We start from the raw sequence: 18,756 nt of genomic DNA, 5'->3' as shown, positions 1-18,756 counted from the left end.
TCGAACAATTCTGAACTTTCGCAGCGTTTATGGCGGTGAAATGTGGGCTTACACTATGCCCGCGGAAAGCGAAGTGGATTTTTCCAATTTAGCATTTCGAGAGGTGCCAGGCACACAAACAATTTTATAATTACTAAGGAAAAATTCATAAAGACTCCTGCGGGAACGCACAAGTTGGAAGACGCAACAGAGCGCGCGTTAGCGGGTTGCGGCTTACACTATACCCGTGGAAAGCAAAGTGGATTTCTCCAATTTAGCATTTTGTGAAGTGCCAGGCACGGAAACAATTTATAAAAAAGACTGTAGACATATCCAAATTTTATTGGAGTATATCTACAGTCTGAGACATGGGGCGTACAAGCCTTAATGTCTTTTCTAGTTGCAAGCTCAACTAATTGTTGAGCAGCGCATTATTTTTGTTGGTTTGAAGCCCAAAGGTTTGTATCAGCGATTGTTGGGTTCGCAATGTAGTGGCCGCCTTCAATTTGAAGTGTTTGACCAGTCATGAATTTAGATTCATCAGATGCTAAGAATAATACTGCATAGCCGATATCATCTGCTTCACCGTTGTATGGTAATGCATTGTATTTAGTGAAAATTTCTAGTAATTCTTTTGGTAAACTGTTTTTCGCAGCTGGAGTTAAAATTAAACCAGGAGCTACAGCGTTACAACGGATTTTATCTTTACCGTATTGAGTTGCAATATATTTTGTTAAGTGAACTACGCCAGCTTTTGTTGTACCGTAAGCTGTACGGATTTGGTCACTTGCAAATCCACCCATAGATGCAGTGTTAATGATAGAACCACCACCAGCTTTTTGCATATGTGGAATAGCGAAACGGCTACCAAGTAATACTGATTTTAAGTTGATGTTTACTAGACGATCAAATTCTTCTAAATCCATGTTTACTACATCTAAGTCTTTTTGTAAGTTTGTTGAACCTACATTGTTAAATAATACTGTTAAAGAACCGAATGTTTCAACAGTGAATTCTACTGCTGCTTTGATTGAATCAGCATTACCAGCATCTAAAAATACTGCAGCTGCTTCATAGCCTTCTTTTACTAATGCATCAGCAATTTCTTTTGCACCGTCAAGATTATAGTCAGCAATAACAACTTTAGCTCCTTCTTTAGCTAATAAAGTTGCTGCTGATAAACCGATACCTGATGCACCGCCAGTAACAAGTGCTACTTTATTTTCAACACGTTTCATAATAAAATTCCTCCTAGAGTGAGTGATAAACTGAGTATTGACATATAACAATAAATCATACTCAGTATTACTTCATTTAATTGACATTAGATAGTTTACCACTAAACTAAAAAGATTTGAAATAAAAAGCACAATTTATTTACAAATTTCCTCCTATAAAGATTAGCTATTAAAAGTTGTGAACCTAGTATGATGCCAATTATCACTTCTTTGAAATAGGTGTACCACTTTACATAAATGCTAATAAAATAGTTAGGAAATACTATCTTTGTGGTTGTTTATTTGTAAAAATAAGTTTTTTCAAACGTTCCTCCATAACCTTCTTCTTTTCTAATCGATTCTTTCTATTATGAAGCATTCTTTGTAACAAGAAGCTTCCAATGATGATGACACATAAGATGAACAAAAAAATAAGCATTAATAAAATCCCTTTTATTTTAAATTTAGTACAAAACAATTAACAATGGTGACAAGTCCTCGTTCATGACTTCAATAGTCACTTAACAAAGCAAAGAAATCGACCTGTTATTTAGTAAAAATGAAAGAATGAGCGCTATTGAAATAATATGTAAACCTTGCATGATTGCTTCTCTAGTAAAGAAGTCACATCGATAATTCATTATTAACAAAGATACGATTACTAATGACAAAGGAAAGTAACATTTTTAAGGCAATTATTTTATGTATACCGTCTTGCAAAATGACGATCTTTGAAAACTGTAAATTCGCTATGCGATTAGCTAATGCATATTCATCACCATTTGCGATGGATTCACCAGTAGGGTGATAGCCTAATACAAAATTACCAGCATAGGAATTCTTTAAGACGTTTGGGTGCATCGATTGATAGTGCACTTCTAAAATACTATCTGTATCGTTCATCAGTTGATTAGCCAGTAAAAAGCTTTTTAATGCACCTTTCAAATCAATGGCGATTGCAGTATCTGCTAAAATTGTACGAAAATAAACAGAAACAATATTGGCATTTCCTATAAAGGGTTTAACTTCTACATGAATTTCTCCTGAAGGTAGAACAGATAATTGTACGATTGCCTCATCACGACCATCTGTTAACTTCATCAGTGTTTTTCCGTAGTGCATACTTTTTATAAAAATACGTTTACCATCTATATAAGCCGCTGCAATTTGACTATGTTCAAGATGAAGCGACTTCGCTTCAATTCCTAATACTTCTACGCAATTTTGTAGTTCATAAACATGGTGATGAAATGAGAAACCGGTATAGCCTAAATTTACAGTACGATTTTCAAGCAATTGCTTTAACATCTGTTCTATCTCCAATCTTCGATAAATTATGACAAAATTCTTATTTATTATAGGAAATAAAACTCTCAAAAATCTCTCAACTAGTCAAATATACCGGTATTCATAAAAATTTACCATAGATTAATCTGTAATATAAAACAAAAAACCCCTTATGAACATGAGTTTTGTTCAAAAGAGGTTCTAAATGGCTATTTTTTAGAAGAAGTACAAACCAATACTAATGATGATACCTGTAAAGAGTAGGATAAATAAACAGAAGCCCATAATATCCTTAGCCTTTAAACCAGCAATTGCGAGTGCAGGCAGCGCCCAAAATGGTTGAATCATATTTGTCCAAGCATCTCCCCATGCAATGGCCATCGCCGTTTTAGCATAATCAGCCCCTAATTTAGTGGCTGCATCCAACATAATCGGTGCTTGAACGGTCCATTGACCACCCCCTGAAGGCACAAAAAAGTTAACAAGACCAGCAGAAAAAAATGTGAATAAATAAAATGTGTGGTCGTTTGAGATGTTGACAAACCACTCTGAAAATACTATGGCTAAGCCTGATGCGGTCATCATGCCCATAATACCGGCATAAAACGGAAATTGAAACACAATACCTGTTGTTGTTTTAATTGCATCTTGCGCAGCGGCAAGAAAACGCTGTGGCGTGCCGTGGAAAATAATACCGAGTACAATAAAAATGGTATTCACAACATTTAAATTTAAGACAAAGCCCTTTGTAGTAAAATGATGAATTAAATAAATAACCCCAATAAGACCTATTAAAATGGTTAATAGATAGCTACGTTCTGAACGACTTGCAAAATGTTTTTCAGGCTTAGGTAGTTCTATTTTTTCCTCAAATAATAAGGAAGGCTCAATTTCCACCATATCCTCATCCTTTGGCATCATCCAACGATTAAAAAATGGCAGTGTTAAGATAATAACAACCACAATAAATAAATTGTAGGTCGAGAATAGTGTAACGTTTGTTGAGATAACCCCCATAATATTAGCAAATGGATGACCATCCGTTGCAATCGATAACGGAATCGAACCTGCTAAACCACCGTGCCAAATAACAAATCCAGAATAAGCACTTGCGATTAATAAACGATAGTCTACTTTTTTAACTTGGCGTGCAATTTCCTTTGCAAAAAGTGCCCCAATTACTAGCCCGAATCCCCAGTTAATCCAACAAGCAATTAAAGAAATAAATGTCACAACAATAATAGCCATACTTGGCGTTTTAATTCTACTTGCTGCTGCAGTGAGCCCTTTTTTAAAGACAGGACTATTCGCCAAAATATGTCCAGCAGCTAATACGACGACCATTTGCATTGTAAAAGCTAGTAGCTCCCAGAAGCCATCTCCCCAGTAAGTAATCATGTCCAATGGCGAGGAATCTGTTAAGGAAACCCCTAATAGTAAAACTAGTAATGTGAGTATAGTGACAAAAATGTACGGATCGGGTAAATACTTTTCCATAATAGCATTTGATATTTTCGTTAGTGTTTTCAATTACATAATCCCCCTTTTAGTCTTAGTAACACTCATTTTTAATTTTACATAGAGAAATCGGTAAATAAAGAGAAAATTCGAATGAAGGATGATGAATGATACATGAGTTAGAAATAATACGTTGTATTATAAGCGATGTCGTTTGCTGAAAATATTATTTACTCAATAAGAAAACCTTATCGTGCTGCAGTTTATAGCTATTGTTACTTTGTAGAAGGATTAACAGGAAAGAAAGAGAATTGATAACTAAATAGTACTTTTAGAAAACTTTTCATAACAAATAAGAATAAATAAGGGGTGTTCAGATGGAATTGCGTGATTTAAAGGCATTTATGGAAGTAGTGGAACATGGCAGTTTTACAAAAGCGGCGAGTGAATCCTTTGTGTCACAGCCGTCATTAAGTAAGAGTATAAAAAAATTAGAAGACAATTTACATGTAGAATTATTAAATCGAACTACACGCCAGGTGGAGTTAACCGATGCGGGTCTTATTGTGTATAAACAGGGCCAAAAAATTATGCGTTCTGTCCATGACTTACATAAATTGCTCGATGATTTATTGAACATTAAATCAGGGTCAATTAAATTAGGTATCCCACCACTTATTGGCACTTTATTTTTCCCTGAAATTGCGCGTAAGTTTCATCAACAATATCCAAATGTCCATTTAGAGCTCATTGAACGAGGAGCGAAATTAATTGGGACATTAGTAGAAAATGGAGAAGTGGATATGGGCATCGTCGTGTTACCTTCAGATGAACGAAAATTTATCGTGCAATCACTTGTGGAAGATCAGTTCTTTGTTTTTATTAATGAACAACACCCACTAGCACAGCACGAAGCTATTTTATTACAAGATTTAAAAAATGAAGTTTTTATTACTTTTACAGAAGAATTTACATTGCATGATTATGTCATTAAATCATGTCAAAAGGCAGGATTCACCCCTATCATTGGCTACAAAAGTTCACAATGGGATTTAATTGTGGAGCTCGTATCTTCCAATTTAGGCGTAACCCTTTTGCCTTATTCTATTGCTGCAAAGCAGACGAATCATAATGTCAAAATTATCCCTTTACAGAACTTTCATATGCCTTGGCGCCTTGGCGTAATTACGAAAAAAAATACATATCAATCATATGCTTTAAAGCAATTATTAAAGACAATTCGAACGGAAGAAGAATAGTATAGTTAGATTTATGCAAAATAAGCATAAATACTATTCCAATTAATTCCTTTACTTGCGATTTAGTAATGATGTAGAATTTTCCTTAATAAACGAGCAATTATAGGGGGTTTCGATATGGAAAACGGGAAAGTGTGGAATACGTTTGAGGAAGCCGTTGCAGATATTAAGGATGGTGCTACATTAGCAGTAGGGGGATTTGGCTTATGCGGCATTCCTGAAAAGGCAATTGCTGCGTTACAGCAAAAGGGAACGAAAGATTTAACGGTAATTAGTAATAACTGCGGAGTGGACAATTGGGGATTAGGATTATTACTAGCGAATAAACAAATAAAAAAAATGATAGCTTCCTATGTTGGTGAAAATAAAATATTTGAACAACAATTTTTAAGTGGGGAGCTGGAAGTAGAACTTGCACCCCAAGGGACATTAGCAGAACGTTTACGTGCTGGAGGAGCAGGTATTCCTGGCTTTTATACTGCTACAGGGGTTGGCACACCAATTGCTGAGGGTAAAGAAGTAAAGGTTTTTGACGGCAAGGAATATATTTTAGAACAAGGGATTGTCGCAGATTTTGCACTTGTCAAAGCATGGAAAGCAGACAAGCTTGGCAATTTAATTTATCGAAAAACGTCTCGTAACTTTAACCCATTGGCTGCGATGGCCGGTAAAATCACCATTGCGGAGGTTGAGGAAATTGTAGAGGTGGGCGAGTTAGATCCAGATCATATTCACACACCAGGTGTCTTTGTGCAACGTGTCTTACTCGGTGACAATTATGAAAAACGTATTGAGCGCTTAACGGTCAGAAAGGAGGAAGCATAATGTTAGATACTAGATATAAAATTGTTAATAGAGCTGTAAAAGAAATTCAAAATGGTATGAATGTTAACTTAGGTATCGGTATTCCTACACTTATTGCCAATGCCATTCCTGCTGATTATGATGTATTGTTACAATCCGAAAATGGACTTCTTGGTATCGGTCCTTATCCCGATGAACATGCAGTAGATCCTGACCTTATTAATGCGGGAAAAGAAACTGTGACTGCAGTGAAAGGTGCATCCTATTTTGATAGCGCAGAGTCCTTTGCAATGATTCGCGGGGGGCATATTGATCTTGCTATTCTAGGTGGAATGGAAGTATCTGAAACAGGTGATCTTGCCAATTGGATGATTCCTGGGAAAATGGTAAAGGGCATGGGCGGCGCCATGGATCTTGTTGTCGGTGCGAAAAGAGTCGTTGTTGTAATGGAGCATGTCAATAAAAACGGTGAGTCGAAAATTAAAAAGCAATGTGAGTTACCGTTAACTGGAAAAGGTGTCGTGCACAGATTAATAACAGATTTAGCTGTTTTTGATTTTACAGATGCAGGTATGCAGTTAATAGAATTAGCAGAAGGTGTAACATTGGAGGAAGTTAAGGCAAAAACCGCTGCTTCATTTGATGTTGCTTTACCACATTAATCATTAGAGACCAGTTTACTTTCAGGAGTAAGCTGGTTATTTTTTAAGGATAGGAGTGTGAATGTATTGAAAGACCAAATTACAGCCGAGATTATGAAGCGATTTAATAGTCCTGATCGTGATGCAAGACCACTTATTGTTGCTATTGATGGCTTAGGGGGTGCTGGTAAAACAACGTTTGTAAATGAATTAGCGACCACGTTGAAAAAGGAATGTACTATTAATGTGTTACATATGGACGATTATATTGTCGAAAGTGAAAAACGTTACAATACTGGTTATGATCAATGGTTTGAATATTTTTATTTACAATGGGATGTAGCATGTATTAAAAATTTTCTCGAAAAAGTACATGGCAATGTTCAAGAATTTACACTTCCTTTTTATCACAGTGCTACAAATACAGTGTTTAATATAACAAGAGAATTTATAGCGAACAGTATTCTTTTAGTAGAAGGAGTCTTTCTTCAGCGCAATGAATGGCGGAAGTTTTATGACTATACAATATTTTTAGAATGCCCTTTAGAGTTGAGAAAAAAAGGGTGTTAAAGCGTGATGCGTATATAGGGGATGAATCGGCAATAATGCGGAAGTATGAACAAAGGTATTGGGTTGCGGAGGCTTATTACTTAAAAAAGGAACAACCATTAGTAACAGCAGATTATATATGGTTCGCGCGATAGAACTCAGACTATTGACCGTTCTCCTCTCAAGTTTTTCCATTATATAATTATCCTAAAAGGAGAGATGATGATGAAAGAACTATGGGCGCAGGAAGTTGTACAGGTACGTGTCGCAAGACCAACTAATCAGCTAACAGCAATAGAGCGATTTTATTGTGAAGGATTAGGTTTAGAAAAGATTGGCTCGTTTAAAGGGCATCGAGGCTATGATGGTATTATGATTGGTCTGCCGAATGCCCATTATCATTTAGAATTTACTGAGCATGTTGATGGTAGCCCATGTCCTGCACCGACGAAGGATAATCTTCTTGTGCTGTATATGCCAAACCCTGAGACCATTCAACGTATCGTGCAACGACTGGAGAAAATGGGATATCCAGAAGTAGCACCAGAAAACATTTATTGGGCAGAAAAAGGTGTGACGATTGAAGATCCAGATGGTTGGCGCCTCGTATTAATGAATACAATAGGGATATAAATTTTATTGGAGCTCGAAAACGAATACCCTTACTTTTATATGAAGGAAAATCATACATAGTTTCTTAAAGAGCAAGGACAAAAGAAAAAAGTGTTAGATTGACTACAATCTAACACTTTTTGCCGTGCTGTTGATGTTCGCTACGGTAGTCCTTTCCGTGGAAACAAATCAATCGAGAGCCGCATCTTCTACTTGTCCGTGTCTTAAAGCGTGAACTTCATTTCACAGAGCAGTATTTTAATCGCCTAGTGCTGGATTCTCTCTATATTTAGTCGCTATGGACTCGATGTTTAATTGAGCGTAATCAGCCCAATTGACGGTTCTAAAGTCTTCTTCGTCAAAATACACGCTTAATACTTCTGTCATTTCTTCATTGTTATTAGCACCGGTTAATGGAGCGAACCAAATAATCGAAGGCGTTTTCACACTTTTTAATTTAGAAAGCTCCGCAAAGATTCTGCCCGAATCTTTCAGCATCTGATTTTTCGACCCTTCTCGAACATCTGTATCTTGAATCGATATTGTCACAATACCATCCGTTTCTTCTACAGTAAATTTATTTTTAACGATTGCTCCTACAATATCTTTAACAGATGTGTCTTGATCGACGGCTACTTCCTTCGGCTCAGCATTTTTTCCACAGGCTGATAGTAATAATGTGAATAGCACTAAGATGTAAAGTAGTTTTTTCATGTTCATTCCTCCCTTGTTACTCCATATATGTTCAAATTGCGTATGAATTATACAAGGGGAAAGGGAGTTAGATTATTTTTTCTAACGAATGAAAGAAAATCATCTTCCGTGCATTGCTAACTACCCGAAAGTGAAAGGCATGCGTAACGTATGTTATTCATTTCTTATAAATTGGACAATAAATAAAACAATAAATAATAAACACATCGCTATGCCCATATACAAACATTTGTAAAAAGCTTTATTGTCCGTTCCTTTGTAATCAAAACCACGATTTAATATGACGAATCCAAAAAGGACCATGATTAAATTTAAAAATAGTGGATTGAATCCAGCAGGAACGACAAGAAAAAACATGAAAATGACTAGTATGACATGTATGTACTTTCTTATAGGATGGATAAATGTAATCTTTTTTAAAAATTTCATAATATCACTCCATATAATATATTGACAAATAAATTAAGTAATTTTATTATTCCGAATATATAATAATAATAATTTGAGAAAGGGGCAATAGTTATGAAAAATAGTATAACTTATATATTGATTTTTACTTTGCTTTTTTCGTTCCTTACTCCCAAATATATTAACGCACAAAAAATAAATAATTCAGAGAGTAAAGTGAGTATAGGTTCGGGCGTTTTAGAAGGCTATACCTTTACAACAACTATGAATGATAGCAAGAGGAGTGTTTTGGCGGATAATGGTGTAGAAAAATATGAAGCAACATATGATTTAGAAACAGGAGACTTATATTTAGATGGTCAGTTAGTTCCATCAGAGTTACGTTCTTTAGTTGATGAAATTGGAAATAGTATGGTGAGTGAAAGTGAGGGGAATATTAACAGTTTCACTATCAGACCTTTTTCGGTTGATCAAGGTGCAGGTTTTGGGGGATCACAATGGAAATATGAATGGACGGATAATGGATCATTTAGCTATACTTCTTTAGCAGTAGGTGCGCTTGCAGGACTTGTTGCTTCAATTTTTACTGGAGGAATAGTGGTACCAGCCATTGCGGGAGTAGTATCTGCTTTTGTTAGCGCTCTATCGTCTGAAAGAGGACGTATCTACTATACATGGAAACGATATACTAAACCTCATTGGAGGTGGCCAGTTCTATACAAAGAATATAAAGATGAAGTATGGTTCTACAAAGATTCTAATCGCTATCAACTAATAACATCAGCAACTTTTTATCGTTAATCAAATATATATCATTAAAATATAATTAAAAAGCAAATGCTCATTGGATTTTCTTTTAAAAATAATTTATTTAACGGCTTGGCCCTTTAATTCTAATGGGTTAAGCCGTTCGTTATTTTTATTTCTTGTATGAAACATCCTTCATTAGCAATTTGAAATATTATATAAATAAAATAATATCAACCAAAAACAAAAGGATGTTCGTTTCTAGTTGATATTATTTCATCAAGTTCTATTTATTTGCTTACTACATCTAGGCACCAAGAGAAATTATCCCAAGCTGAATACCAACCGTTGAAAATTTCTGATGAATCATCCCAACGAACTTCAAATTTTCTATGACCTTCGATATCTAGTAAATACAAAGCCAACGTTTCATCTGCTTTAGAAACTGCAATTTTCATACCGTTTTGAAGTTCTTCTTCAGTAAATGGTACATCCGAAACGGAACGTAGCTGTGCTTGTTCAAATACTTGTTTGTTAATAATTCTGTAATTCATAATAAACCTCCAATAAAACTTTCTGAATTTAAATTTCTATTTTTACGTGCCAATAACAGGACTATAAAAGTATATCCTATATTCATTGAGTAAAGAAAACAAAAAAATGATTAGCCAAGCTCTTTTTGTCTAAATTGTTGCTAATGACTGGCTAAAATTTCAATGATTTCATGAAAAAACTAAAACAATTTGTTCTTATTCCAATGTTACTAGGAGCAAACAAAAAAGTCCAGAGACTCTCAAAAACGAGCAGTCCTGGACTTATTTATTACATAAAACTACATTGATATAACTTTAAAAGAGTAGATACTTATTTTTTATTCGGATAAGTACCTTTTAAAGTGTACTCAGCTAAGACATGTCCCTCCATCGCATGATACAGCTCATTCATTAAAAATCCATTTTCTAAGTCGACTGTAGTATCTAATGCATAGACATGAATTTCGTAAGTATGTGGTTTATCAGGTGGAGCCATCCCACCGTAAAAGCTAGAGAGCTCAGGGCTTTGACTGCCTCCTTGAGGGCTCATCCAACTATTGACACCTTGGACAAAATCAGTCGCTGTCTGGCTTTCATTTTCTTTTAACTCATCTTTTTGAATATTAGCTGCAGTCCAATGAATCCAAGAGAATCCTTGACTAACAGGGAAAGCATCTTTGTCCTCTATTACTAATGCATAGGACACCGTTTCTTTTGGGGCATTTTCGAACTTTAATGGCAATGAATAAGTAGGCATACCATGCTCATTAAATGAATCGCCTAATTGCCCATATTGATCTTGAATAACGCCATCCACTATTCCAGAACTTGTTACGACAAAAGTCTTTTCATTTTTGCTACTGCATCCAGCTATAGCTAGCAGTGAAATAATAGATAGCATAAATAAGTATTTTTTCTTCATGGTGTGTACCTCCATATCATTTAGTTGAGGTCATCATAACATGGCGAAAAAATAATCGACAATTACCCACTTTTTTGTAAGGGTACTACATTTGCTGAAGTCCTAATATTTCATTTTCTTCGATATATTGAATCCCTAATCGTTGTAATATCTCTAAAGACTTTAAAACTTCTTGCCCCTTTGGACTCAAACGATATTCTACTCGAAGCGGGTAAGTGGAAAGATATTCTTCTTTCTGCACTAGCTGAAAATCCATTAGCTCTTTTAATTGTTGTAACAGCATTTTTTCAGTTATTCCTTTAATGTCACGTCTTAACTTTGATGGAGATGTAGGACCAAGCCGCAATCGCCAAATTATAATACATTTCCATTTGCCTTTAATCATGTCTTGAACTAGCTCCAACGGACAAGTATATTGTTGCCTTAATTTGATGATAATCGCCTCCTATCGGGTCTTTTTCAGTTTTTTTATACCACAAACCAAAAAAACAGACAATTGAAATTAATTAGATAATGTGCAGTTTCTTTTTAATAGAAGGTAAATATTTGCTTACTGTTGAATAAGTTAATATATGTAAATAAATGGATGGTTGAGGTGGATGCTGAATGCTAAAAGAAGGTGATATTGTTAGACAAACGTTACAAGCTTTAAAAAAGCGTTTAGAGGAAAATGGGGATGTTCTCCAAATTCAAAGTGAGCAAGGATATTTATATAAAGCTAAATGTACATTTAATGCTCCTGCAAGTGAGAAGGAATTAAAGGATTTTGAGCAACAAACAGGATGGATCATTCCGTCAGACTATAGAGCATTTTTGAAAATAACGAATGGCTGTCGCTTATTTGATGATATTCATTACGGTGGGGAAATTGAACTGTATAGTTTACAACAAATTATCGACTATAATAAACACTTTGACCAATATGAAGGCTGTTATGCGATTGCCTATATTTACGAAAAAAATATTGTTATCAATTCTTCAATATATTCACAACACAATTTGAATTACCTATGTTGGAAAGACCACATTGCTTCGTTTGAAGAACTGATACCTCTCGCAATGAACTTTGAATTATGGTTGGATAGGTTTATTGTATGCCAAGGAGCACCATTTTGGTGGTGGGCTAACGAGCGAGCAGAACATTTTTATACATAGAGTCGGAGGAATATATCGATAGTGTAACAGATTATTGAAAATTTTTGGTGGAGTTGAACCCTAAAAAACCTTGATGAAATCGCAAACAAAAGAGGTGGATTATCTTATGAAGAAAATCTTGCTTAGCTTTGTTTTTGTTCTAACAGCAATTATTTGCTCATTATTTATAACCTACAAGCATCTTCAACAACCAACTGAAAAGGATGTACTGAATATAACAAAAAATTGGTCTAAATCAGCAGAGGATGTTTATCTCATCAAAGAAATTGATGAGCAATGGCTAACGATCTTTCGAAATAGCCAATCGATAATGGTTGCAGTACTAAAACAAAATTGGCTTGGTACATGGAAATTAAGCGAGGAAGGTACGCTATCCTCAACGTATTACCCTCCATTAGAAGACGATCAAATTACATGGAGTGCATCAGGAAAGAGCAAAGAGAATGTAAGTTATTATTTTGGAGTCATTATAGACCCTGAAATCGTTAAAATAACGGTAGAGACGCAGAAAGGTATTTTTGAAAATGCGAACATTATAAAGTCGGATGGGCAGCGTTTTTTTCTTAAGAAAGCACATGGACCAATCTATTTGCCAGTGAACATTAGCTGTTATTCAAAATCGGAAGAATTAATTTATTCCTCCAAATTTCCTGTCCATAAAAAATAGTTTGGCAAAAAAAGTGATTGTTCAATGAGAGCAATCACTTCATTTAATGTAAAAAAATGAAACGATTTAACCATTTGAGAGTCTAATTTGGAAAAGGAGGAAGGACTTTGAAAAAGGTATTTTTATTAATGAGTATTTTTGCACTTTTCTTAGCGGGTTGTTCCAATGTAAATAAAAATTCCCTTGAAGTAGAAGACAATAAGGAAAATTTCCCTCCATCTATGACAGGCTGGGTTCATGTTGATGGTAAAAAGTATGAAATAGAAGCGGGTGGCTATCGATGGGAAAGGAGAAAAGGACTATCAACTGAAACTGTTCTAACCGATCATGCATCTCCCAACCAAGTAGCCGAAAATCTTGATGCTATTCCGTTAGAACCTAGTACGAACATCCAAGTCGAAATTGAGGAAAATCCCACAATCAACGTTTATCTTTGGAATGAAGACGGTCGAGAGAAAGGAATTTTATTGCATAACGATGAGATAATAGCTCCGATAAGTAAGGGGCGATATGTATATGAGGTGTTCGCTCAATGGTCAAACGGTGAGGTTTCATATACATTTGTCGTGGAAGTAAAATAATTTATTATTACAATTGACAACATCATCAAAGACTTTTATTATTATGTAGACCGTTCGTTATAATTTTTGAAGGAGGTACAGCCTATGTCTAGTAAAAATTCATCACGAGAGAAAATACTAGAAGCTGCAACGCGACTTTTTCATCTGAAAGGCTACCACGCTACAGGTTTAAGTCAAATTATCCAAGAGAGTGGGGCCCCAAAAGGTTCTTTATATTATCATTTTCCAAATGGTAAGGAACAATTGGCTGTTGAAGCGATCAATTTATCAGCAACAAGAATTGCGGCAGAAATTGAGCAAAATTTAGCAGCTTTCGAAGATCCAGTAAAGGCTTTCCAATATCATATAGAAAGTATTTCGGGGATTTTTCAAGACATAGAACCAATATCAAATTTAAAAAACGTTCCAATGGGATTACTCGCCATGGAAACAGCATTTGTCAATGAGAATTTACGCCAGGCTTGTGAAGAGACCTTTGAAATATGGGGAAATCTTTACTTTGAGAAATTAAGAAGTAGTGGGTTTAGTGAAGAACGTGCATTCTTAATTAGTAAAACCATCGGTGCCTTAATTGAAGGTGGCATTACACACTGTATAACAAAGAAATCGGATGAGCCTTTAATTCATATTAATAAAATGATCCCTTTATTGCTTACGAAGTAACAAGGGGCTTCATTTTTATGCTTATTATATAGACCGGTCTAATTAATTAGAGAAAGAAAGGAAGTATTTTATGGCTCCATCAATGCAAGTTGTGCCCGTACGCAAACCTAAAAGTATGGCTTTTGTCCTTATGTTTGCGGCTTTTATCGGGTTATTTAGTGAAACAGCTTTAAATATGGCACTGACAAATATTATGGCTGATTTCACCGTGACAGCTGCAACAGCGCAGTGGCTTACGACAGGTTATTTATTAACAATCGGAATTTTAGTTCCTGTTTCATCCCTTCTTATTCAATGGTTTTCAACAAAACAGTTAGTGGTTGGATCATTAATTTTTTCAATTGTGGGAACGATTTTAGCAGCGTTAGCACCAAGCTTTCCCATTTTACTGCTAGGTCGTATTATTCAAGCATTCGGAACAGGTATTATTTTACCGCTCATGATGAATGTTATTTTATTAATTTTTCCAATTAATAAACGTGGAGCAGTCATGGGCTTAATGGGGCTAGTTATCACGACAGCGCCTGCAGTTGGGCCAACATTAGCTGGGTTAATTGTGGACTCATTGGATTGGTCTTATATTTTCTGGATTAGCCTTGTTTTTTATGCAGGGTTAGTGATAGCAGGGCTTCAACAAATTGATAATGTCTCTAAGATTACGAAACCAGCGATTGATGTGCTGTCCATTATTTTATCGACGCTTGGATTTGGTGGCTTTATTTACAGTTTAAGTACTGTTTCAGAAAAATCTTTTGCTTCAGCAGATGTATATATCCCGTTTATTGTTGGAATCGTGGCTATCGTTTTATTCGTCATTCGCCAATTTAAAATGGAGCAACCAATGATTAATTTACGAACGTTTAAATATCCTATGTTTACGTTAGGTACTGTGTTGTTATTTAGTGGTATGTTACTAATTTTATCAACAGCTATATTATTGCCGATGTATTTAAAAGGCTCTTTACTATTTAGTGCTACGGTTGCTGGTCTTATTCTTTTGCCAGGTAGTGCGATGAATGCGATGTTATCACCGGTTGTAGGAAAGCTGTTCGATCAATTTGGCGCAAAGAAATTTTTACCACTCGGTTATCTGTTCACCTTTGTAGGAAGCATCTTTTTTATTTTCACGATTTCCGCTCATACACCTGTTTGGCAAATAATTGTGGCGAATGCAATATTCTTTATTGGTATTTCGATGATTATTATGCCTGCTCAAACAAATGGTTTAAATCAGTTACCACGTGAATTATACGCTGATGGAGCTGCAGTAATGAGCACATTACAACAAATAGCAGGTGGAACAGGAACAGCGTTAGCTATTACATTAATGGTTAGTGGGCAAAGCAAATATATGGAGCAATTCCACAATGCTTCATCATTTGAATTATTGGCACAAGGAACAAAGTACGCTTTCTTCTTTATAGCAGCCATTGCCCTTGTTGGCCTTGTGCTATCATTTTTCGTTAATGGAAAGCGCGTGGAAAATGTAAGGTAGCATAAAAATCCACTTGAATTTCTATGGTGCAAGGACATCGATCGTGATTGTGTCTTTGTACCATGGGAAGTAGTGGATTTTAATTTTTATAGCATCCTATCAGCGAAGCAATGTAAGGGTTGTTGCAATAGCATTGTCGATAAAAGAACGTTGAGGGCGAGATTTCATCATAACTGTTAGACCTATTAACGCAACAATCAGTGACTGAGCCAAAGCTTTTGCATCAGTATTTGCTTCGAGTTCTCCCGTTTTTATGCCTCGTTCAATGGTCTCTTGAAAGATGACCGTTAGATACATTTGATGTTCTCGCGTCAAAATTTCAAACTTCTCATCATGTGGTGCTAGTTCCACCATCGTATTAATACAAAAACAACCTTTATTAAGCTCTTCTGTGTATCCGTCATTAATGATATCGGCAAAGAAATTAGCAAATGCCTCTTGTATAGAGGAATAACTTTGAAGTTTCGTTCGAACTTCGGATGGATAAACAATGGTCTTAAAAAAGCCACGAAATGTTGAAATCATAATTTCGTGGCTGTTAATGTATACCTAAATTAGATTTGTAAATAACTTAAAGGTTTTTTCTTCACAAAGTTATTTTCAATAGATTGAAGAACTTCCTCATTACCAGGTAAACTCACAGTTTCTTTTGCTTGTTCAAAAGGAAGCCATTGATAGTCGTTATGCTCATCGTTTAATACAACAGGTTGTTCTTGATGAACAAAGCCTACAAAGACAGGTGCTATGTAAATGTAATTTTCTTGCGGAGAGAAAATTTGATCAAATTGGTTCGAGGAATACAATACGAGCTCTGTAATTCCTGTTTCTTCAGCAATTTCTCTATAAACAGCTTGTATTGCTGTTTCACCTTCTTCAATACCCCCTCCTATATAGCACCATGTATTATGTAAATGATGAGATGCTCTTTTGAGTAGTAATACATGATACATATTATTTATTTCTTTTAATAAAATAGCAGCGATACCAGTGGATTTAATAGGAATTATGCTCATATATTTTCCTTAATCGAAAGCAGTAGTATTTAATTCATGCTCAATGATTTTGTCTATTTCATCAAAATGATTAACTGTATAATGAGCTTTTTCTAATTCAGATTCTTGAGAGAAGTCAAAACGAACACCAATTGAAATCAAATCATTATCTAATGCCGCTTGAATATCTGAAGAGCGATCCCCAACTACAAAGCCATGGTTAATATTATTTTCTTTTAAAACGGTAGCTACTAACTCAGATTTATTCCCTGACGCAATTAAATCGATACTGTAAATACCTTTAATCCATTTTGTTAACTGATAAGTATCTGCGATTGCTTGTAAATACTCGGTTTGCCCATTACTTGCAATGAACAGAGGGTAATGTTTCGAAAGCTTTGCTAGAGTATTTTCTACTTCATTATATAAAGCTCCATTACATGATGAAATTTGTTCAATCAGTGCCAATTGGAATAAGCTATTGCTTTCTTGGCGAATTTCAATACTGTGTTCTGGACATAAAGTTTCCCATACAACAGGTAAAGGTACACCCATTATTTGACGATATTTTTCAATAGGTGTAGTGCCTGTCCATAGTCCGTTTTTACGTAGTTGTTCAAAAGTTGCTTCTAGTGCAGGCTCTAAAATTAAGTTTGTCTGATATAATGTACCGTCCATATCGAAAATAATAGCTGAGTTCATTTATTATCATCCCCTTTGGAGTGTGTTACGTTAAATAACGAAATAAATTGTATTATTGTTCCATTTTTAGGGCGGGTTTTTGAGAAGAGAAAAGTGCCTGTAGTGGCACAAAGTTAAATTTTTGAGAGGAATGAATATAATCTAATGAAAAAATTACATTCGAGTGGTCATGCGCTTATACCAACAAAAGATGTATTATATTTTGCGAGTTATTGCGAAGAACAAAAGCAAACTTGTTATTTTCAATACGATGCGGAGCTTTTAAGGGAAATACCAAAGGATTCTTATGTAAAAAGTAATTTCGGTGAGAAATGGGAAAAAGTACTACGTCAATTATCCAACTCGAACTTCTCTTATATTGAAAGTATTGCAAAGTGTTGGATAAATGAGGATGGTCAATCTTGAAAAAAACAATTTGTTATTCAGTCGGATACAGGAATTTACTTGATGGATACTGATGAAAAAAGGGTGATTTCATAAGGTATTTGGCTTTTAGTACAAAAAAACTCACCCTCCAATAAAGAAGGGTGAGTCGCTTTGAAGCCCTGAGGCTCTAATAGTAAATATAAAAGCCGCGTATGCCGTATTTATTATAGAAAGTTTTAAACCACCACTCCTCAAAGTGGGTGTTCGCAGAAGTTTTCCTGCTTATCCTCATGCACCTTAGTGTGAGGCCCGTCATTCCAACTCCAATAATAAAACTCCCTTTTACAGCTTAAAGGTTAAAACTTAATATTATACGAACAATGCAGCCTTTAAGGATATAATAATGCATGCTAAACAAAGATGCAAGTAAGAGGGTTTATGAAAAAAAGTCAATGGGCACGTGCTCTTAAACGTGAAAATAATGGATAGTAAATGCTTGGATTATATAGCGGTGCTTCATATATTTTTCACAAATACGAACGGAAAATGCGAACAACCTTTGCGAAATGATAGTAAGTATGTAAAGATAGGAGCGTAATCATTTATCTATCGAAATGTAAAGGGAGGAAGCGGAAATGTCAGCATATCCAAATTGTCCGAAATGTAATTCTGAATACACATATGAGGATGGCGCAAACTTTGTATGCCCAGAATGTGCACATGAATGGAGCACTAATGCAACAGAGCAGGATTCAGATGCACTGATTGTAAAAGATGCTCACGGTAACTTGCTAGCAGATGGTGATGCGGTAACCATTATTAAAGATTTAAAAGTGAAGGGAAGCTCTTCAACTTTAAAAATTGGCACAAAGGTAAAAAGTATTCGTCTTGTTGAAGGGGACCACAATATTGATTGTAAAATTGATGGTTTCGGGGCGATGAAATTAAAATCAGAGTTTGTGAAAAAAGCGTAAGCAAGCAATGATAAACGAGCATCTTTCTAAC

The 18,756-nt window shown here is 35.3% G+C and carries 23 protein-coding genes, 1 other RNA gene and 1 pseudogene; 13 read left to right on the top strand and 12 right to left on the bottom strand.

The window, feature by feature from the left end:
- Window positions 1-410: 410 nt before the first annotated feature.
- The 3 genes from ACIQXI_RS16595 to ACIQXI_RS16585 all read right to left on the bottom strand — a co-directional run bounded on the left by ACIQXI_RS16595 (window position 411) and on the right by ACIQXI_RS16585 (window position 4,013).
- Window positions 411-1,217 (bottom strand): SDR family NAD(P)-dependent oxidoreductase, encoded by an 807-nt coding sequence (locus ACIQXI_RS16595; protein WP_402927108.1) that lies wholly within the window; start codon window positions 1,215-1,217, stop codon window positions 411-413.
- A 603-nt stretch (window positions 1,218-1,820) separates the two neighbouring features.
- Entirely contained in the window at window positions 1,821-2,504 is a 684-nt protein-coding gene (locus ACIQXI_RS16590; protein WP_402927105.1) for a hypothetical protein, read from the bottom strand.
- A 195-nt stretch (window positions 2,505-2,699) separates the two neighbouring features.
- A complete protein-coding gene (locus ACIQXI_RS16585) occupies window positions 2,700-4,013 on the bottom strand; it encodes a short-chain fatty acid transporter (RefSeq protein ID WP_402927102.1) in 1,314 nt (437 codons plus the stop codon).
- Window positions 4,014-4,318: 305 nt separating this feature from the next.
- On the opposite strand from ACIQXI_RS16585, the gene ACIQXI_RS16580 reads away from it, so the two are divergent.
- From ACIQXI_RS16580 to ACIQXI_RS16560, 5 genes are all read left to right on the top strand, one after another.
- Window positions 4,319-5,200 (top strand): LysR family transcriptional regulator, encoded by an 882-nt coding sequence (locus ACIQXI_RS16580; RefSeq protein ID WP_402927099.1) that lies wholly within the window; start codon window positions 4,319-4,321, stop codon window positions 5,198-5,200.
- A 117-nt stretch (window positions 5,201-5,317) separates the two neighbouring features.
- The gene (locus ACIQXI_RS16575; RefSeq protein WP_402927096.1) at window positions 5,318-6,025 is read left to right on the top strand and encodes a CoA transferase subunit A; all 708 of its coding nucleotides are present in this window, start codon (window positions 5,318-5,320) and stop codon (window positions 6,023-6,025) included.
- Entirely contained in the window at window positions 6,025-6,666 is a 642-nt protein-coding gene (locus ACIQXI_RS16570; protein WP_402927093.1) for a 3-oxoacid CoA-transferase subunit B, read from the top strand. Before ACIQXI_RS16575 ends, ACIQXI_RS16570 begins: the two co-directional genes overlap by 1 nt.
- Window positions 6,667-6,732: 66 nt before the next feature.
- Entirely contained in the window at window positions 6,733-7,215 is a 483-nt protein-coding gene (locus ACIQXI_RS16565; protein ID WP_402927091.1) for a nucleoside/nucleotide kinase family protein, read from the top strand.
- A 204-nt stretch (window positions 7,216-7,419) separates the two neighbouring features.
- A complete protein-coding gene (locus ACIQXI_RS16560; protein ID WP_402927088.1) occupies window positions 7,420-7,827 on the top strand; it encodes a VOC family protein in 408 nt (135 codons plus the stop codon).
- A 237-nt stretch (window positions 7,828-8,064) separates the two neighbouring features.
- Here the strand turns inward: ACIQXI_RS16560 and ACIQXI_RS16555 are convergent, their stop codons facing one another.
- Both ACIQXI_RS16555 and ACIQXI_RS16550 read right to left on the bottom strand, forming a co-directional pair.
- Window positions 8,065-8,520 (bottom strand): hypothetical protein, encoded by a 456-nt coding sequence (locus tag ACIQXI_RS16555; protein ID WP_402927086.1) that lies wholly within the window; start codon window positions 8,518-8,520, stop codon window positions 8,065-8,067.
- Between the two features lie 153 nt (window positions 8,521-8,673).
- Window positions 8,674-8,949 (bottom strand): hypothetical protein, encoded by a 276-nt coding sequence (locus tag ACIQXI_RS16550; protein ID WP_402927084.1) that lies wholly within the window; start codon window positions 8,947-8,949, stop codon window positions 8,674-8,676.
- A 93-nt stretch (window positions 8,950-9,042) separates the two neighbouring features.
- Here ACIQXI_RS16550 and ACIQXI_RS16545 point away from each other — a divergent pair, with 93 nt between their 5' ends.
- On the top strand, window positions 9,043-9,729 hold the full coding sequence (locus ACIQXI_RS16545) for a hypothetical protein (RefSeq protein ID WP_402927081.1): 687 nt from the start codon (window positions 9,043-9,045) through the stop codon (window positions 9,727-9,729).
- Between the two features lie 236 nt (window positions 9,730-9,965).
- On the opposite strand, the gene ACIQXI_RS16540 is transcribed toward ACIQXI_RS16545, so the two are convergent.
- From ACIQXI_RS16540 to ACIQXI_RS16530, 3 genes are all read right to left on the bottom strand, one after another.
- A complete protein-coding gene (locus ACIQXI_RS16540) occupies window positions 9,966-10,229 on the bottom strand; it encodes a hypothetical protein (protein ID WP_402927078.1) in 264 nt (87 codons plus the stop codon).
- Between the two features lie 310 nt (window positions 10,230-10,539).
- A complete protein-coding gene (locus ACIQXI_RS16535; RefSeq protein ID WP_402927076.1) occupies window positions 10,540-11,130 on the bottom strand; it encodes a YbhB/YbcL family Raf kinase inhibitor-like protein in 591 nt (196 codons plus the stop codon).
- 85 nt (window positions 11,131-11,215) lie between these two features.
- On the bottom strand, window positions 11,216-11,515 hold the full coding sequence (locus ACIQXI_RS16530) for a winged helix-turn-helix transcriptional regulator (protein ID WP_402927073.1): 300 nt from the start codon (window positions 11,513-11,515) through the stop codon (window positions 11,216-11,218).
- Between the two features lie 221 nt (window positions 11,516-11,736).
- Here ACIQXI_RS16530 and ACIQXI_RS16525 point away from each other — a divergent pair, with 221 nt between their 5' ends.
- The 5 genes from ACIQXI_RS16525 (at window position 11,737) to ACIQXI_RS16505 (ending at window position 15,691) form a co-directional block, all read left to right on the top strand.
- Window positions 11,737-12,285 carry an SMI1/KNR4 family protein gene (locus ACIQXI_RS16525; RefSeq protein WP_402927070.1) on the top strand — a complete coding sequence of 183 codons (549 nt, stop codon included), beginning with the start codon at window positions 11,737-11,739 and terminating at the stop codon, window positions 12,283-12,285.
- Window positions 12,286-12,391: 106 nt separating this feature from the next.
- On the top strand, window positions 12,392-12,952 hold the full coding sequence (locus ACIQXI_RS16520; protein ID WP_402927068.1) for a hypothetical protein: 561 nt from the start codon (window positions 12,392-12,394) through the stop codon (window positions 12,950-12,952).
- A 107-nt stretch (window positions 12,953-13,059) separates the two neighbouring features.
- A complete protein-coding gene (locus ACIQXI_RS16515) occupies window positions 13,060-13,533 on the top strand; it encodes a hypothetical protein (protein ID WP_402927067.1) in 474 nt (157 codons plus the stop codon).
- 84 nt (window positions 13,534-13,617) lie between these two features.
- Window positions 13,618-14,196: a TetR/AcrR family transcriptional regulator gene (locus ACIQXI_RS16510; RefSeq protein ID WP_402927064.1), complete on the top strand. Its 579-nt coding sequence runs from the start codon at window positions 13,618-13,620 to the stop codon at window positions 14,194-14,196.
- Between the two features lie 70 nt (window positions 14,197-14,266).
- Entirely contained in the window at window positions 14,267-15,691 is a 1,425-nt protein-coding gene (locus tag ACIQXI_RS16505; protein WP_402927062.1) for an MDR family MFS transporter, read from the top strand.
- A 99-nt stretch (window positions 15,692-15,790) separates the two neighbouring features.
- Here ACIQXI_RS16505 and ACIQXI_RS16500 read toward each other — a convergent pair.
- The 3 genes and pseudogenes from ACIQXI_RS16500 to ACIQXI_RS16490 form a co-directional block, all read right to left on the bottom strand.
- Window positions 15,791-16,171: pseudogene (locus tag ACIQXI_RS16500) on the bottom strand (TetR family transcriptional regulator C-terminal domain-containing protein); the annotation flags it as partial.
- Window positions 16,172-16,245: 74 nt separating this feature from the next.
- Window positions 16,246-16,704 (bottom strand): NUDIX hydrolase, encoded by a 459-nt coding sequence (locus ACIQXI_RS16495; protein ID WP_402927059.1) that lies wholly within the window; start codon window positions 16,702-16,704, stop codon window positions 16,246-16,248.
- A 9-nt stretch (window positions 16,705-16,713) separates the two neighbouring features.
- Entirely contained in the window at window positions 16,714-17,385 is a 672-nt protein-coding gene (locus tag ACIQXI_RS16490; protein ID WP_402927057.1) for an HAD hydrolase-like protein, read from the bottom strand.
- 144 nt (window positions 17,386-17,529) lie between these two features.
- Between ACIQXI_RS16490 and ACIQXI_RS16485 the strand changes: the two genes are divergently transcribed.
- Complete coding sequence (locus ACIQXI_RS16485; protein ID WP_402927054.1) at window positions 17,530-17,790, top strand: hypothetical protein; 261 nt, start codon at window positions 17,530-17,532, stop codon at window positions 17,788-17,790.
- Window positions 17,791-17,950: 160 nt separating this feature from the next.
- Here ACIQXI_RS16485 and ssrS read toward each other — a convergent pair.
- Window positions 17,951-18,143, bottom strand: a non-coding RNA gene (ssrS, locus tag ACIQXI_RS16480) — 6S RNA.
- A 243-nt stretch (window positions 18,144-18,386) separates the two neighbouring features.
- On the opposite strand from ssrS, the gene ACIQXI_RS16475 reads away from it, so the two are divergent.
- The gene (locus ACIQXI_RS16475; RefSeq protein WP_402927051.1) at window positions 18,387-18,725 is read left to right on the top strand and encodes a zinc ribbon domain-containing protein YjdM; all 339 of its coding nucleotides are present in this window, start codon (window positions 18,387-18,389) and stop codon (window positions 18,723-18,725) included.
- Window positions 18,726-18,756 lie beyond the last annotated feature (31 nt).

Origin of the sequence: Lysinibacillus sp. NPDC097195 (assembly GCF_044762075.1) — a bacterium.
In the GTDB taxonomy this organism is placed as follows: Bacteria; Bacillota; Bacilli; order Bacillales_A; family Planococcaceae; genus Lysinibacillus.
The sequence above is the reverse complement of the archived record's forward strand: the minus strand, read 5'-3'. Positions and strand labels throughout refer to the sequence as shown.

Coding starts and splice junctions, on each gene's coding strand:
- ACIQXI_RS16550 (WP_402927084.1), bottom strand. CDS start 8,949: ATGAAATTTTTAAAAAAGATTACATTTATCCATCCTATAAGAAAGTAC.
- ACIQXI_RS16495 (WP_402927059.1), bottom strand. CDS start 16,704: ATGAGCATAATTCCTATTAAATCCACTGGTATCGCTGCTATTTTATTA.
- ACIQXI_RS16560 (WP_402927088.1), top strand. CDS start 7,420: ATGAAAGAACTATGGGCGCAGGAAGTTGTACAGGTACGTGTCGCAAGA.
- ACIQXI_RS16485 (WP_402927054.1), top strand. CDS start 17,530: ATGAAAAAATTACATTCGAGTGGTCATGCGCTTATACCAACAAAAGAT.
- ACIQXI_RS16545 (WP_402927081.1), top strand. CDS start 9,043: ATGAAAAATAGTATAACTTATATATTGATTTTTACTTTGCTTTTTTCG.
- ACIQXI_RS16490 (WP_402927057.1), bottom strand. CDS start 17,385: ATGAACTCAGCTATTATTTTCGATATGGACGGTACATTATATCAGACA.
- ACIQXI_RS16520 (WP_402927068.1), top strand. CDS start 12,392: ATGAAGAAAATCTTGCTTAGCTTTGTTTTTGTTCTAACAGCAATTATT.
- ACIQXI_RS16535 (WP_402927076.1), bottom strand. CDS start 11,130: ATGAAGAAAAAATACTTATTTATGCTATCTATTATTTCACTGCTAGCT.
- ACIQXI_RS16590 (WP_402927105.1), bottom strand. CDS start 2,504: ATGTTAAAGCAATTGCTTGAAAATCGTACTGTAAATTTAGGCTATACC.
- ACIQXI_RS16580 (WP_402927099.1), top strand. CDS start 4,319: ATGGAATTGCGTGATTTAAAGGCATTTATGGAAGTAGTGGAACATGGC.
- ACIQXI_RS16540 (WP_402927078.1), bottom strand. CDS start 10,229: ATGAATTACAGAATTATTAACAAACAAGTATTTGAACAAGCACAGCTA.
- ACIQXI_RS16575 (WP_402927096.1), top strand. CDS start 5,318: ATGGAAAACGGGAAAGTGTGGAATACGTTTGAGGAAGCCGTTGCAGAT.
- ACIQXI_RS16595 (WP_402927108.1), bottom strand. CDS start 1,217: ATGAAACGTGTTGAAAATAAAGTAGCACTTGTTACTGGCGGTGCATCA.
- ACIQXI_RS16525 (WP_402927070.1), top strand. CDS start 11,737: ATGCTAAAAGAAGGTGATATTGTTAGACAAACGTTACAAGCTTTAAAA.
- ACIQXI_RS16475 (WP_402927051.1), top strand. CDS start 18,387: ATGTCAGCATATCCAAATTGTCCGAAATGTAATTCTGAATACACATAT.
- ACIQXI_RS16530 (WP_402927073.1), bottom strand. CDS start 11,515: ATGATTAAAGGCAAATGGAAATGTATTATAATTTGGCGATTGCGGCTT.
- ACIQXI_RS16570 (WP_402927093.1), top strand. CDS start 6,025: ATGTTAGATACTAGATATAAAATTGTTAATAGAGCTGTAAAAGAAATT.
- ACIQXI_RS16510 (WP_402927064.1), top strand. CDS start 13,618: ATGTCTAGTAAAAATTCATCACGAGAGAAAATACTAGAAGCTGCAACG.
- ACIQXI_RS16505 (WP_402927062.1), top strand. CDS start 14,267: ATGGCTCCATCAATGCAAGTTGTGCCCGTACGCAAACCTAAAAGTATG.
- ACIQXI_RS16555 (WP_402927086.1), bottom strand. CDS start 8,520: ATGAAAAAACTACTTTACATCTTAGTGCTATTCACATTATTACTATCA.